Here is a 14,126-nt window from a genome sequence, read left to right on the forward strand (position 1 = left end):
TGAGTTACCTCCGCTAAAATTAAGCCAAAATTTTAAGAAAGCTACAAACAAAAGAGAAGACGACCAATATAATAATTATTTTATTTGGGTTGACTTTCCTTTTGACTAAGAAAAAACACCCAAGAGTTAAAGTCAAAGGAATGATGCTTAACAGTATTTGATCCAAGATTTCTTGTAATTTAAACGTCATATCTCCCATTTTAAACACAAAAGGAGTTTTTAACGGTACGGTACTAACAATCATTGCTCCAACCATGATCATTCCTAATAAACCTGCAGCCTTAGTAACGACTTTTATCAGACCATTTTTATAAGACTTCTCAATGAAGTCGCCTCCAATGTTATAACCCAGAGGCGTTCCATAAAATCGACAAATAAAACTAGGTACATTGTAAAGAATTAAAAATAAAATTGGGCCTAAAATGTTCCCGGTCTTAGCAAGACTGATTCCAATCCCCGCTGCAATAACTCTAATCGTAACCCAAAATAATGAATCGCCAATGCCTGATAACGGTCCCATTAAACTTGCTTTGACGGCATTAATTGAACTTGCATCAAAGTCATCTAATTCCGCATTTTTTTCTTCCATGCTGGCTAGTATTCCAACAAGAAAAGTTGAAAAGGCCGGAGTCATATTAATATATGTTTGATGACGTTTTAATGCTTCGACCCTTTTAGGTTTATCCTCGGGATTAGGATAAATCTTTTTAATAAATGGTGTTAGCATGCATAAAATTCCGATCCCCTGTCCACTAATATAATTCCATGAACCCTGAATAAGAAATGAGCGCCAAAAAACTTTGTTAAATAATTTTTTGTTTTCTTTTGTCTTAGTCATTGAAGAAGTCCTCCTCAATAGTATCGCTACTTTTTACAACAGAATTATTATTGCCTAAAAGTTTCAAATCATTCAAAAAATTTTTATTATCCAATATTTGTTTATCAGTAGTTGCGATAATAATTGCTAAGATGGTGCCAAGAATCGCAATTGCTATTAAAGGTAGTTTTAAATAGCTCGCCATCAGTAATCCTAAAATCATATACATCGTGTTTCCCTTCTCTTGAATCATATTAAGCAGCATTGCGATTCCTAATGCTGGTAAAACTTTGCTTAAAACCGTTAATCCATCCATAACGAATTTTGGAATAGAGTGAACTAAAAGAGAAATTGAAGAATTACCCAAATAAATTCCTAAAAAACCAATTAGCGCATAAATTAATGGTCCGATAAAGATACTTGCAATTTGTAAATGTTCAATTTTTTTAATATTATCCTCCTCAGCAAATCTATTGAACAAGGGGACCATTAATCCTTTTATAAACATCACTATTTGTTTTATGAACACTGCTAAAAGTCCAATTGGAATTGCCAAAGAAAGAGCAACAGAAGTGCTCTGATGATTTAAAATTGCAAAAGCTGTTCCAAAAATTGAACCTGTCATCACATCGGCTGGCATCGCGCCACCGATTCCATTTATTCCTAAAAAAATTACTTCTAGTGATGCACCCATTAAGACCCCTTTTCTTAGATCTCCTAACAGCAGCCCCACAACCATTGCCATTACCAGTGGTCTTCTGATCATTGGATCTGACATTCCTGCGTCAGAAAGATTTCCAAGAAACATAACAAAAGCCACACAAAGAGCAGGAACTAACATAATCTACCTCCTTATAAAACATCTTTTAAATTTAAATTTTGATCCGTCGGAACCGGTTGGATATTAATTTTGACCCCCGCCTTCAACAAATCCTGTAAAATTTGTTCTTCATCCTTTTTAACGAAAATATTTTTTCCTAGTTGTCTTTTTTCGTTCATCTTTTCTCCATTAACTCTGCCATAATTGCCCAAGTTAACTAAAGGAATTCCATCAACTTTTTGCACAATTTTCAAAGCATCTAATGGCTTATCAACAATTACAAAAATTTTTAATTGCTGAGATTTAGGATTGTTTAACAAACTAATTGCTTTATCAACGGTTACAAAAAATGGTTTAATTCCCTCAGGAACTGCCATCTTTAAACTCATGATTTGCATTTCATTTTTAACTACTTCATCATTGACTACGACAATCCGATTCACTCCCAAATATCTACTCCAAACAACCGCAACTTGTCCATGAATCAAACGATCATCAACTCTCAACATACTAATCAAAAAAATCATCTCCTATATCATTGTTATGAGTTTCCTCTTTATTTAATTTAACTAACACAATTGAATTTTTGGCAGACCGAATTCCTGATTCGATTAATTCCTGAATATTTTTATTTGTTTGTTCTAAAACTAATTCTAAAATCATCATAATATTCATACCCGATATCAAAAAAACTCGCTCATTGATAAGTTTGGTTAAACAAGTGTTAATGCTTCCTCCAGGAAAATCAGAAATTAGAATTATTTCCTCGCCAGAATGCTCCTCAATTGCTTTTTCCACTCGTTGCCTTATTATCTCCGGACTGTCCGTCTCACTCATTGAAAAATCTTGAAGATTATCATGTTTCCCGCTGATCATTTCAATAGAGTTCTTCATCCCTTTAGCTAATTGTCCATGACTTACTAAAAATAATTGCAATGTTTTTCTCCTAAGAATTAACTTTAATAGCTATTAATAACAAAATACACAGGTACCTTACTCCTATCTATAAGCAATAACCGTGCCAAATTTTGAATAGCAGACCCCGCTCCAGCAATGTTTTCAAAAAAAATAGTGTTGAAATTACTTCAACACTAGCCTTTTTGATCCAACACTAAGATTCAATTTGTCCTTCAATGATTTGATAAACGTACTCATACTCCTGTAAGGGAATTTTAATATTATATTTGTTTTTAATTGATTGAAAAATAGCCTCAGCTACTTGAACAAACTTCTGGAATTTAAAGTCTTTAATCTCAATTGAATCTTCACCAATATCACCTAGCAAAATCCGCTCTATCATTGAAGATAAATGCAAATATAAATTAACACGAATAAAATTCTTAAAAACCACATGATACTGCTGTTCCAAAGCCGTAATTATATCAGAAATTTCGTTAATTACTTTATCGGGATTTAAAAATTGCAGACGCGAACTTGCTCCTTCAATCGTAAAAAGTTTGATTAGTTCATTGGTAAATTGCTCTAGTTCCTTGGAAGTATATAAATTGCCCAAACACGTGAGATTCTGGTTTCCATTAACTACTCGTTCAAGGTTAATACACTCGACACCGGGAATCGAAATCTGTGATGTAGCTATAATACAAAAAGTATTTTTAAATGTTGTGGGATTATTTAAGTCTTTTAGTTTTTTTAACTTATTATAATCAAGCGTTAAAACTTCAACTTCATTTTTCGGTTTAAATTTATCTAATATTTCTTTGATTTTTTCAGCAACTCCCTGACCAGACATACATGAAATTACGATATTCTGGGTTCGAGCGATCCCTTCAAAATATTGGCTTTCGACGTTAAACTGCGTGTAATCTAATTGCGTAAAATATTCCATCGGTTGATTTTGTTTTAACGCAAAACCGACTTCAAGCGCTAAAGCCGTTGAAATATTATTTAAAATTAAAAGATCTCCTTGAACGTTATCTTTAATCTCCGAATACATCTTCTCAAGCGAACCCATATCCACCAACAAAATTAAACCTTCTTTGGTCTCAATTTGCTGAACATATTCATTCACTTTTTTAACTATTTCACGAGTCTTCACCTGGACCGGCATATCAATCGAAGTATAAACATAATCGCCAATTAATTGATTGGCTTCACTTGCAATACTCGTAGCAGAATTTTTACCATGCATGATTACTAATGCGGGTCGTTTGGTTGTTATCGGTAAATTTGTTTGCAAATAACTAACCAGCATCAGTTGCATTAATGGACTAAAATTATCCTGATGAGTCAAACGATTTAATTCTTGAATAATGCGAAAATATTTAAAAGAAATTTTCGGTTTAATTTCGACATTTATTGATCTGTAATCAAATAATAAATTGATTAAAATAGCAAGTTCCTTTAAATTTTCAAACGAAAACTTTAGGCCAAAGAATTTTAGCTCATTGAGACCTTTTTCTAAATTGTGCAAAATAATTTGATAGCCTAAATTATCCGACGAACAGTACGGTTTAAGAAGCGCCAAAAACTTACCTAAATTGTCCCCGATCCCCTCAGCTGTTAAATTGGGAAAAGTTTGCTGAAGAATGTTCGTAATCGTAGATTGATTTAACAAAGTCATTTGTTTGGAATCAATGGTAATATAGTTGTTTAAATTTGAAGTCGGGACGTGAATTACTGATGAATTTTCTTGCTGACTGTAAGCTTGCGCACAACTCACCTTAATCTTATTTTGGATTGCACCCACATTACCCTCATCATGGCTATGAAATAAATCATCCAGCAATGTAGTTGAAACCAATATTTTACGATTAATTTGTTTAGCTTCATTTTCAAAGAAATGCCATATTAATTCAAGCTTTTCGTGATAAGATCGAGCCTGAAAATCAGGTAATGTGACTTCTAAAGGAATCCGACGACGAAAAGTTGCTAAAAGAGCAGTTTTTGTATTCTCAGTCGTTGCTAGAATAATCCGAATCTTTGCTTGATGCCAATTATTATCTTCACCAAGTCGATGAAATTTTTTTTTGTCGATTAGGAGAAAAAGTTTTTCCTGATTTTCTTGTGACAAATTATGAACTTCATCCAAAAACAAATAACCAGTATCCGCTGCATCCAATAAACCTGTTCTATCTTTAGTAGCACCAGTAAAAGCACCAGTAACATAACCGAATAACACTGATGATAATAACTCAGGATTGTTAGCATAATCGGCACAATTTAAAGTAACAAATGGTGCATCCGGCTGAATAACTCGCTGTGCCAAAGCATATTGATAAATTTTTTTAGCCAACATGCTTTTACCAACTCCACTGCTGCCCCGAATAATAACTGGTAATCCATCTGGCGGATAATTTACTGCCGCCCGACATTGTTCAATTATTGGAGCCAAACTATCATGAGCACCAATTACATCAGCAAAAACTTTTTCTTGCAGCGGCAACCAAAATTTAGTTGGTCGAGTATTGGCTTTAGCCAAAATTCCAACTTTATATAATTGGTTTAAATAGCCGGAGATCATACTACGCGATAAATGGGTTAAAGCCAACAAATCTTGAGCCGAAAATTTTTGCCCTGGCCGAAAATTTATCTTAATTTGTTGTTCAATCTGCTTCAATGTTGCCAAAAAAATCACCTCTTACGTCAACACTAGCACAATGAGAGCGCTTTTACCAATTATTAAATTACTACCCGGATCCTAAAACAAATCCCGTTTCAAATGTTCTTTCAAAACATCGCGCAGCGTTTGCAGCTTGTTTTGGTAGTCGGGACTAAAATTCTTCGGATGCTGATCATTAACAAAACGCCCGGCATTGGTCATCCCCCAGAAATTAGCCGTGTCATCATCAAAAACTTTAAATGCACGCATGTACTGATCCCACAATTCGTCATTTTGTCCAATTCCATCGCCTACATAGCCTCGACCGCCGCCTAAATAACCACAATTCATGATCGTATAGAGATGCTTGCCGCCAAGTAATCCCACTGGTCCATGTGCTCCATCCTGATAAGCAAAGCCAAAAGCAAAAACTTTTTCAATATATCCTTTAACGATGCTGACTGGAGCATCGTGCCAATTCGGATAAGCAAAAATTAAAACGTCAGTTTGCCGCACTAACTCTTGCTCTTTTGCAAGCTCATCTGGGACTACTCCAATGCCGTCTTTAACATAGTAAAATTCCTCTGGATGTAATACCGGATCAAAATTCAAATCATAAAGATCGCGCAATTCAACTGCCCAGTCATTATCTTCCAAATATTTCATCGCAGTGTTAACTAAATCATAGGTAAGGCTATATTTGCGAGGCTCTCCGACAACAATTAATGCTTTATGGCGGTTATCATTTTCATCAAAACCTTGCGGCACATAAGTTTGCCGTAAATTCTCTGGCACTATCGTTGCCGAAGACCGAACTTCACCTTTTAAAATTTTTTGTTCTTCTTTCATGTGAACCAAACCCTTCTTTTATTCTTTTTGTGAAAAGGTCGTGTAACAGCTTGCTAGACAGTTAGTTATTTACGAATATAATCTGGTACAAAATAATACTCAAAGCTTTATCCGCGTAAGTCGACTAATTCGGCTTAAGTATTGATCGTTTCCATCAACATGATATCTTTTTATCCTAATTAATTATATTTTAACGTAAAAAGCAGTTTTTCTACAATGCGCCAATCGGACTAACTTTTTTCGTCAATAACCACATACAAATGAGGATTACCACTAATTCCATCAAGCCAGGAATCAATAAGTCGAGATTTTGTTATAAAATTGTGATTTTGACCTATTTATTGATTAGCTGAGGAATTCCTCTTCTCTTTCAATCAGAGTATGACATTAACTTCAAAATTTTACAAGTTTTTTGTCACCCGTTTCTTTTTAAGTTATAATGCATCAATAGGAAAAAAATGATGAAAAATGCAGATGAAATCCTTCAACGGATGAACCAAAATCAAAAAATTAATTATGATCGAATTCTTCAAAAGTTAATCCAGAGCTGGCAGGATCTAGAAGAGCGCCCCAAAATCTTAATGCACGCGTGTTGTGCGCCGTGCTCTACATATAGTCTTGAATATCTTTGCGATTACGCCGATCTCACAATTTACTATTACAACAATAACATTCACCCACGCAATGAATGGGAGCGCCGCCGAATCGTGCTGCGTAATTTTGTTAATGATTTCAATGAAAAGACGGGTCATGACGTTAAAATGGTCGAAACCGAGTATCAGCCTAACACTTACCTTAAAGAAGTTACTGATCTGCATGACGAACCTGAAGGCGGCTTGCGCTGTAACGTTTGTTATAACCTGCGGCTCACTTCTGCGGCTCTTTATGCTCAAGAAAACAATTACGATTATTTTGGAACGTCTCTTACGATCAGCCCTCACAAAAACGCTCAAACAATTAACCAAATTGGTATTGAGATTCAGCATTTATACAACACAAAATGGCTGCCATCTGATTTTAAGAAAAACAATGGTTTCCAACGTTCAACTGAGATGTGTGAAGAATATAACATTTATCGTCAAAGCTATTGTGGGTGTCTATTTGCTGCTCGCCAAATGGATCAGCTAGATTTAAGACAGATTTCTAAAGATGCAGATCGATTTGTTGAACTAAATGGTGAAAGCCAGTCAAACTTCGATCTGGTCGAATTTAATTTTCAACACGAAGACTTATAAAAAAGAGATGACCGTCAAGATCACCTCTTTTTTTAATTACTGCTGATAAATTCGCACTTTTTCGTCTAAAATCATTTCAATTAAATCTGGATAAGAAATTCCTTGTGCCTCAGCTTCTTGCGGCATCAACGATAACGGTGTGAGCCCCGGTAAAACATTAGCTTCAATGATATAAAATCCGTTTTCGTTTAACAGATAGTCCAAACGATAATAGTTAGATAAATTCAAATCACGGCCCGCTTTAATCGATAATTCATCCATTTGTCGCTGCAAATCCGCCGAAAAATTCTTTGGAGGAGCAGTAAATACTGTCGTATTACCAGTTTTAAATTTATGCTCAAAGTCATACCAACCATCATTTACCGTGATTTCAACAGCTGGCAGGGCATGAGTGCCAATAACCCCTTGAGAAAATTCACGGCCTTTGATAAATTCTTCGACAATAATATCATCGTCAAAAACAAAATCCTTTTCAATTGCCTGACGGGCCTCTGCGTAACTTTTAGCAATCACCGTACCGACGCTTGAACCACCATTTACTGGCTTTACTACCACTGGATAATCAAAAGGAAATTCAGTTGGAATTGGATCACCGCGCTTGATGGAAACAAAATCAGCTGTCGGCAAACCATAATATTTCATGATCTCTTTCGATTTAGCTTTGTTCATCGCAATTGCCGCGCCAAAATAATCAGAGCCCGTATACTTAATGTTATAAAGATCTAATAAGGCTTGCACTTTTCCGTTCTCACCTGCTCCACCATGCAACGCAATGAAAACTATCTCCGCGGAGCTTAAAACTTTAATGACATTTGGACCAAAGTAAGTCCCATCATCGTCTTTCCGTAATTTACGAATCATCTCTTCTGTTAAAACTGACGTATCAATATCGATATCGTAGTCAACAACTTCTGAAGAGAATAGGGTCGAGAGGTCGTTTGGCAGTTTCTCAATTCCCAGAAAAGAATCGACAAATGCAACCTCGTGGCCTTTTTGGCGCAAAGCATTGGAAATTCGTTTTCCTGAAACTAAGGAGACATTGCGTTCAGTGCTAATCCCTCCGGCTAATACAGCTATTTTCATTTTTGGTACCTTCCTACGTGTTTTTCGAATCTCTATTTTACCATTGATCTGCAAATATATGTTAATTATCCGAAAAAATGGGTTATAATTTTGTTATGAATATTTGGAATTTATTTGGCGTTATAATGTGGATTTTGGCAATTGCCATTGTTTACTTTCTAATTCGCGGGATCAGAATTAGACGCCTAAAACTAGAGATTATTAGTCAGGAAAAAGGAATTAAGCAATTCACGATGATTAGAGATTTTATCGATTTCGTGATTATCTTTGTTTTGTTGATCTCTTTAACTTTGTTTACTTTCTTTACTCCTCCTGATCTTTCTGATCATGAAAATATCAAGGTCACTTACTCCTTCGATACTTTAATTTTGGAACCTGGAGAACCCAGTTACTATGTTAAGGCTCGTCTTTCCACAGGTAAAAAACCAATTCAGTACTTTACTTATTGGACTGCTGGCGCTAAACAGGAAACCGATAGTTGGCATGCATCGATCTCTGATGGAAAAGATCCTATTAACATCGCGGGAAAGCAATACAAATGGCCTACTAAAGAAATTGAGAAATATGAAACTACTTCCGAAAAAGCTTTCGTTGCAACAATGCTTGCTCGATACAAAAATAATTTTTGGAATGGATTAAAACTTAAAGCTGGCGGCGTAGCTGATGAATATCATCTAATTCGCGTTCCGGCCTCATCATTTGTCAAAATTTCGCGGCCAAAGTAAAAAAGACATCTTCAAGGATTGTCTCTTTTTTCTACGATTAGTCAAGTGATTTTGAAATTTTATTTTAAATATTTTTATTTTGATTAATCAGCAAGGGACAAATTGTTCCTTGTTTTTTTATAAAGGATCCTGATTTCTGAACTTTTAAATTCAAACTCAAAAATATTTTAAGTGATCTCAAGTAGAAACTTTGCTTCATAAAGTTCAATTTCAACTATCGCTAATCACTAAAATCTACTGGAATATTCAATTTTTTCCTGCACCAAATAAACCACCACTGATGAATTTTTTTCTAAATGGTGTTATAGTACTCTTGTAATCAGAAATAACCTATTGGCGCTTTGTCGTCGGATGATAAGAATATTTCTGATTTTTAATGATCAGGATGTACATCGTTCTAAGCAGGCGGTGCATCGAAGCAATGGCAATCTTCTTCGTCGAATGAGACGGGGCTGATTGCTTTTTGTTTCGGTAATAATCTGCAACATGCATCTGCTTAGAAGTTTTACTGCTGGTTGAAGAGACAATATTCATCACCATCTGATAAAGAATTTTGCGCCCATAAGGATTCCCCCGTTTACTGATGTGATCGGCTGCTTCGTAATTTCCCGACTCATAATGTCTCAGATCAATTCCAATATAAGCATTCACTTTATTAGCTGAAGTAAAACGTCTAATGTCACCGATTTCGGCAATTAAAAGAACGGCGGTTACTTCGCCAATGCCTGGAATACTAAGTAAGATCTCATATTCAGGGAGGTCTTGAGCCAGTTCAATCATTTCTTGAATTAAGTCATGCTTTAAATCTTGAAGTCTGAGTGCCTCGTCAGCCAAGTAACGAACCTGCTTGATCATGCTTGAATTACTGCTGACAGCTGGATGACAGGCTTGGGCTAAATCTTGTAGTTTAGCTGCAATCTTTAGTGCCCTGGCTTGTGACATATTCTTATTGGTAGAATTAAGCACCACTGGTGCTAGTTCTTCAGGATCTCCAGTGGGAACCATCGTACTCAGAGGATATCTCTTAACTAAGTTCCAATAGAGTGTGCCATTAGGCGTGCTGAGAATTCTCTCAACACTTGGAAAAGTCATTTGGAGTGCTCGATGAAGCCTCGTCTTCGCTCGAACTAGATCTGTACTGATTTCCTGGTAGAAACGACTCAAATCTTTTAATTGATCATAAACGGGATCTTGCTGATAACTAGGTTTACGATTTAGTTGAAACTGAGTTTGAGCCAAATTAAAAGCATCAGTAGCGTCAGTTTTACGAGGACGCAGACTGTCTAACTGTTTCTTGGCAACTAAGGGATTAAGGCAAGTATATTGATACCCGTGATCTTGCAGTAACTTTTGTAAACTGCGGGAGTAGACCCCAGTGGCTTCAAAGACGATCTCTGGTTCTTTAACCGAGTTAAGATCATTTAAAAGGCGATCAAAACCGATCTGATCATTGTCAAATTTATATTGGTTCACGACATTTTGATCAACGGATATGGCAACATTTGAAGTCTTGCTGCTGATATCAATTCCGAAAACAGTTCTCATTATTTAGTACATCCTTTCTTGAAGTTGAGTTCATTAAATCTTTATCTATCTAATTTTCTATACCCGACGACATGCGTCCAACATTCTACGAACAGACCTTAATAAAGATCATGAAGCTGCCAGTTTTTTTTACGACGACAAAGCGTCAAAAAGACCTACGACTTGTGCAACTTCATGCCTACTGTAACATAAAAAAAGTAGGGAACAGATGAATTCCGTCGAATCCATCTATCCACTACTAATCTTAGAATGTTTTTTTACTAAAAATCTTCATATTCATCCATTATAGTTTTGGCGTCGATGATATCACTTTTCGCTGGCAATTTAATTTTGTCGTTAAATTCTTTGCTCTTAGTATTGACCTGCAATTGAATTTCTCCGCCATCCTTAGGCGCTAAAGTGATCGTATAATTAAGCGTGTTTGCTTTAGGATTGTATTTGATGACATAATCAAAAGTTTTGAACTCAGAATTAAAACTATCAATATCCTTTTGATTTAATGGATTTTCTTTGAGATCCTTATCTTGATCCAGATCTTTCTTGAATTTTTCTAATAGATTTACAAAATCCTTTTTGTGAAGGACTGCAGTGATGACTCCATCTTTTTTAGTCACTGAGTCTTGCGGCAGGGAATTGATTGCTTCCTTAAACGAAGTAGCTAGATTTTTTTGAAGCTTGACCGTTGATTTGCTGGCCGCGGCTGTTTCTTTTTGCTGTTTGCTACTAAGTTCCCCGCTTTCTTTTAGTACATCAATCACATCAATGTATTTACCCTTAAATATTGAGGCATCAACATCAGGTTCTTCAGCGTCAAAATCACTCATCACCTTATATACTGAAGAAATAAAATCACCCTTGAGATAAACTTTATCCTGATTACCAACAAATTCAAGCGGGACTTCTTCCTCTAAGGCATGAATCTTCATCCTTGCTTTTGCATTAGTTCCATCTGAAGATAAATCACCGGTTAATGAACTACTTTTTAAAATCGATACATAACTACGATCAGTAGCGCTTATTTTGGTTCCTAGATCAAGTTTAGTCACTTTGACATCAAAATTTAACTGACTATTTTTCTGATTAGCTAAATCATTAAAATGATTAACTAACGTTTGCTTGTCAGAAGTTCCACATCCTGTTAAAACTAAAAGTACCGATAATAGCATTAAAGCAATAAAACGTTTTTTGTTTTTCATAATCTCCTCCAATATAGACTTTATCGTGAAAATCAAAAAATGTCAAAGGTTTTTTGAAAGCGCTAAATCATTCTCCTAGATATCTTTTGCCGTAAACTTCCGCTAAATAGCTCTCGATTGTTTTTTTCATTCGACAAACTGATGGTGATTTTTGCGTAATTGGATTCATTACTAAACAAAGCGTTCTAAAATACGGTTCTTCAAAAGGATAGATATTCACATCTCCAACCATCCGTTTAAGTGCTAATTCTGGCAAAATCCCCAGACCCAGACCGGACTCAACCATTGCCAGAATCGAAGGATCGTCAATGGAATAACTAATCGAATTACTTGAAACTCGGTAACGATCTAAAGCTCTTTTAGTATCGCGATCATAGTCAATCTGCTGAAGCACAAAATTCTGCTTAGCAACATCTTTATCGGTAATTGATTTCTGATTATTGGGGACAAAATCTCTAGGCGTAACACAGTAAATTTGATCACGCACGAGCGGTTCCACCACGATTCCCTCTTCAACAGGTAAAGACGAAAATCCAAGATCTACGCGTCCCTGTTTAATCTGATCAATAATTTGATTAAATCCACCTTGAATTACATTAATCTCGACGTTAGTATATTTTTCTTTAAATCGTCTGATAATATTTGGAAGCCAATTTGTCGAAACAGAAGAAAAAGCCCCGATGCGCACCGTTCCGGTATTAGAACCATTAATATTACTGGCAACCTGCTGCAATTGGTCTTCAAGATTAAGAATACTTTGAACAACTGGCATCAAAGTCTTGCCATCAGCAGTAAGTTCAACGCCAGTTCGATTTCTAATTAACAACGGAAAACCTAATTCTTTTTCTAATTGATTAATGCTGTGACTGACAGCGCTTGGCGTCACGTTCAAACTCTGGGCTGCGCGCGTAAAAGTTCCCTTCACAACTACTTCTCTAAAAACTTGGTAACTAAAATTTGTCATTTGATTCTCTCCTATAGATGAACAAAATTCAACTTGCAGTGAAATAAATGAGTTTTACTTCACATAAAAATAGAATTAAAATATAACCATTATAGATCAATGGAGATAAATGAATGAATTTTTCGAGCAGAACCGACTTAACAATCAACTCTGGACTTAATGATATCTTCAAAACAAGAGATTCTCAAACCATTTCTTTTGCGGGTGGATTACCAGATAATTCGCTTTTTCCCCAAAAAGAACTAGCACAAGCTTTTCATGAAGTAATTACCAATGATGATCCAAGTGTATTTCAGTATTCGGCAGAACAACTTCTTCCTCTGAGAGATAAAATTACTCAAAAAATGAAACGCTATGGGGTAAATGCTAAAAGTGAGGACATTTTATTCACACAAGGTGCTCAACAAGCGTTAAGTCTCGCGGCCCAGCTTTTAATTGACAAAGGCGACGGAATTGTAGTCGAAGCGCCAACCTATGTTGGTGCACTTGCCGCCTTCGATGCAGTCGAGCCTTCTTTTTACGAGGTCCCCGTTGACAACGACGGCATGAATATTGATGCCCTGGAACATATTTTGAAGCATCACGAAGTTAAGATGATTTATACAATTCCCGATTTTCAAAATCCAACGGGAGTCGTGATGTCAACTGCAAAGCGCAAAGCAATAGTAGAACTTGCTAATCGTTATGACGTAGTCATTGTTGAAGATGAGGCTTACCGAGACCTTCGATATACTGGGACCCAACTACCCACAATCAAACAGTTTGATACTCAGGGCAGAGTTATCTATATTGGCAGTTTTAGTAAGATTTTAGCTCCTGCAATGCGTTTAGGATGGTTGGTCGCAACGCCCAAAATGCGAGCAGATTTGGCAGCTTTAAAAGGCAGTACTGATATTGAAACCAGCAGTTTAACGATGCATGCCGTTAATGATTATCTAGCCGCAAATGATATCGATCAACATATTGATGAAGTTCGAAATATCTATTGCCAAAAAAAAGATTTAATGTATCAGGCCCTGGCTGAGAATTTACCAGAAGAAGTTGAATTTAATAATCCGGAAGGCGGATTTTTCATCTGGCTCAAATTACCAAACAATTTTGACACAGAGGAATTTCTCGATCAATACTTGCTTCCAGAAGCTAATGTGACTTTTGTCCCTTCAAAAAATCTCTTTACCTCAAAAAATGTCCTTAATGGTGCTCGACTTAATTTTACTCAACCAACCGATGAACAAATTTGCGAAGGATGTTTACGGCTTGGTCAAGCCTTAAAAAATTATCGATTACCAATTGCTAATTAGAAAACAAAAAAATCTGAATTACTTCAGATTTT

At 35.9% G+C, this 14,126-nt stretch carries 13 protein-coding genes and 1 pseudogene; 3 read left to right on the forward strand and 11 right to left on the reverse strand.

The window, feature by feature from the left end:
- Nucleotides 1–19: 19 nt before the first annotated feature.
- From R8495_RS07155 to R8495_RS07185, 7 genes and pseudogenes are all read right to left on the reverse strand, one after another.
- Nucleotides 20–838: a PTS system mannose/fructose/sorbose family transporter subunit IID gene (locus R8495_RS07155; RefSeq protein ID WP_317634794.1), complete on the reverse strand. Its 819-nt coding sequence runs from the start codon at nucleotides 836–838 to the stop codon at nucleotides 20–22.
- Entirely contained in the window at nucleotides 831–1,658 is an 828-nt protein-coding gene (locus tag R8495_RS07160) for a PTS mannose/fructose/sorbose/N-acetylgalactosamine transporter subunit IIC (RefSeq protein ID WP_317634795.1), read from the reverse strand. The genes R8495_RS07155 and R8495_RS07160 overlap by 8 nt, the downstream gene beginning before the upstream one ends.
- A gap of 11 nt (nucleotides 1,659–1,669) precedes the next feature.
- The gene (locus R8495_RS07165; RefSeq protein WP_317636610.1) at nucleotides 1,670–2,146 is read right to left on the reverse strand and encodes a PTS sugar transporter subunit IIB; all 477 of its coding nucleotides are present in this window, start codon (nucleotides 2,144–2,146) and stop codon (nucleotides 1,670–1,672) included.
- A 1-nt stretch (nucleotide 2,147) separates the two neighbouring features.
- The gene (locus tag R8495_RS07170; RefSeq protein WP_317634796.1) at nucleotides 2,148–2,573 is read right to left on the reverse strand and encodes a PTS sugar transporter subunit IIA; all 426 of its coding nucleotides are present in this window, start codon (nucleotides 2,571–2,573) and stop codon (nucleotides 2,148–2,150) included.
- A gap of 175 nt (nucleotides 2,574–2,748) precedes the next feature.
- Nucleotides 2,749–5,223, reverse strand: coding sequence for a sigma 54-interacting transcriptional regulator (locus tag R8495_RS07175; RefSeq protein ID WP_317634797.1), 2,475 nt, complete (start codon nucleotides 5,221–5,223; stop codon nucleotides 2,749–2,751).
- Nucleotides 5,224–5,295: 72 nt separating this feature from the next.
- The gene (locus R8495_RS07180) at nucleotides 5,296–6,045 is read right to left on the reverse strand and encodes an NAD(P)H-dependent oxidoreductase (RefSeq protein ID WP_317634798.1); all 750 of its coding nucleotides are present in this window, start codon (nucleotides 6,043–6,045) and stop codon (nucleotides 5,296–5,298) included.
- A 211-nt stretch (nucleotides 6,046–6,256) separates the two neighbouring features.
- Nucleotides 6,257–6,358 (reverse strand): annotated as a pseudogene (locus R8495_RS07185) (PTS system mannose/fructose/sorbose family transporter subunit IID); the annotation flags it as partial.
- A 148-nt stretch (nucleotides 6,359–6,506) separates the two neighbouring features.
- Between R8495_RS07185 and R8495_RS07190 the strand changes: the two are divergent.
- On the forward strand, nucleotides 6,507–7,280 hold the full coding sequence (locus R8495_RS07190) for an epoxyqueuosine reductase QueH (RefSeq protein WP_317636611.1): 774 nt from the start codon (nucleotides 6,507–6,509) through the stop codon (nucleotides 7,278–7,280).
- Nucleotides 7,281–7,316: 36 nt separating this feature from the next.
- Here the strand turns inward: R8495_RS07190 and R8495_RS07195 are convergent, their stop codons facing one another.
- Nucleotides 7,317–8,363 carry a D-alanine--D-alanine ligase family protein gene (locus R8495_RS07195; RefSeq protein ID WP_317634799.1) on the reverse strand — a complete coding sequence of 349 codons (1,047 nt, stop codon included), beginning with the start codon at nucleotides 8,361–8,363 and terminating at the stop codon, nucleotides 7,317–7,319.
- 95 nt (nucleotides 8,364–8,458) lie between these two features.
- Here R8495_RS07195 and R8495_RS07200 point away from each other — a divergent pair, with 95 nt between their 5' ends.
- A complete protein-coding gene (locus tag R8495_RS07200; protein WP_317634800.1) occupies nucleotides 8,459–9,088 on the forward strand; it encodes an LVIS_2131 family protein in 630 nt (209 codons plus the stop codon).
- Nucleotides 9,089–9,418: 330 nt separating this feature from the next.
- Here the strand turns inward: R8495_RS07200 and R8495_RS07205 are convergent, their stop codons facing one another.
- The 3 genes from R8495_RS07205 to R8495_RS07215 all read right to left on the reverse strand — a co-directional run bounded on the left by R8495_RS07205 (nucleotide 9,419) and on the right by R8495_RS07215 (nucleotide 12,793).
- Nucleotides 9,419–10,633 carry an IS110 family RNA-guided transposase gene (locus tag R8495_RS07205; protein ID WP_317634801.1) on the reverse strand — a complete coding sequence of 405 codons (1,215 nt, stop codon included), beginning with the start codon at nucleotides 10,631–10,633 and terminating at the stop codon, nucleotides 9,419–9,421.
- Nucleotides 10,634–10,893: 260 nt separating this feature from the next.
- Nucleotides 10,894–11,829 (reverse strand): hypothetical protein, encoded by a 936-nt coding sequence (locus R8495_RS07210; protein WP_317634802.1) that lies wholly within the window; start codon nucleotides 11,827–11,829, stop codon nucleotides 10,894–10,896.
- A gap of 67 nt (nucleotides 11,830–11,896) precedes the next feature.
- Nucleotides 11,897–12,793, reverse strand: a complete 897-nt coding sequence (locus tag R8495_RS07215; RefSeq protein ID WP_317634803.1) for a LysR family transcriptional regulator — start codon at nucleotides 12,791–12,793, stop codon at nucleotides 11,897–11,899.
- Nucleotides 12,794–12,906: 113 nt separating this feature from the next.
- Between R8495_RS07215 and R8495_RS07220 the strand changes: the two genes are divergently transcribed.
- On the forward strand, nucleotides 12,907–14,094 hold the full coding sequence (locus R8495_RS07220) for an aminotransferase-like domain-containing protein (protein ID WP_317634804.1): 1,188 nt from the start codon (nucleotides 12,907–12,909) through the stop codon (nucleotides 14,092–14,094).
- Nucleotides 14,095–14,126: the final 32 nt, after the last annotated feature.

The organism is Xylocopilactobacillus apicola (genome assembly GCF_033095985.1).
Taxonomy (GTDB): Bacteria; Bacillota; Bacilli; order Lactobacillales; family Lactobacillaceae; genus Xylocopilactobacillus; species Xylocopilactobacillus apicola.

Coding starts and splice junctions, on each gene's coding strand:
- R8495_RS07155 (WP_317634794.1), bottom strand. CDS start 838: ATGACTAAGACAAAAGAAAACAAAAAATTATTTAACAAAGTTTTTTGG.
- R8495_RS07160 (WP_317634795.1), bottom strand. CDS start 1,658: ATGTTAGTTCCTGCTCTTTGTGTGGCTTTTGTTATGTTTCTTGGAAAT.
- R8495_RS07165 (WP_317636610.1), bottom strand. CDS start 2,146: ATGTTGAGAGTTGATGATCGTTTGATTCATGGACAAGTTGCGGTTGTT.
- R8495_RS07180 (WP_317634798.1), bottom strand. CDS start 6,045: ATGAAAGAAGAACAAAAAATTTTAAAAGGTGAAGTTCGGTCTTCGGCA.
- R8495_RS07190 (WP_317636611.1), top strand. CDS start 6,507: ATGAAAAATGCAGATGAAATCCTTCAACGGATGAACCAAAATCAAAAA.
- R8495_RS07195 (WP_317634799.1), bottom strand. CDS start 8,363: ATGAAAATAGCTGTATTAGCCGGAGGGATTAGCACTGAACGCAATGTC.
- R8495_RS07200 (WP_317634800.1), top strand. CDS start 8,459: ATGAATATTTGGAATTTATTTGGCGTTATAATGTGGATTTTGGCAATT.
- R8495_RS07205 (WP_317634801.1), bottom strand. CDS start 10,633: ATGAGAACTGTTTTCGGAATTGATATCAGCAGCAAGACTTCAAATGTT.
- R8495_RS07210 (WP_317634802.1), bottom strand. CDS start 11,829: ATGAAAAACAAAAAACGTTTTATTGCTTTAATGCTATTATCGGTACTT.
- R8495_RS07215 (WP_317634803.1), bottom strand. CDS start 12,793: ATGACAAATTTTAGTTACCAAGTTTTTAGAGAAGTAGTTGTGAAGGGA.
- R8495_RS07220 (WP_317634804.1), top strand. CDS start 12,907: ATGAATTTTTCGAGCAGAACCGACTTAACAATCAACTCTGGACTTAAT.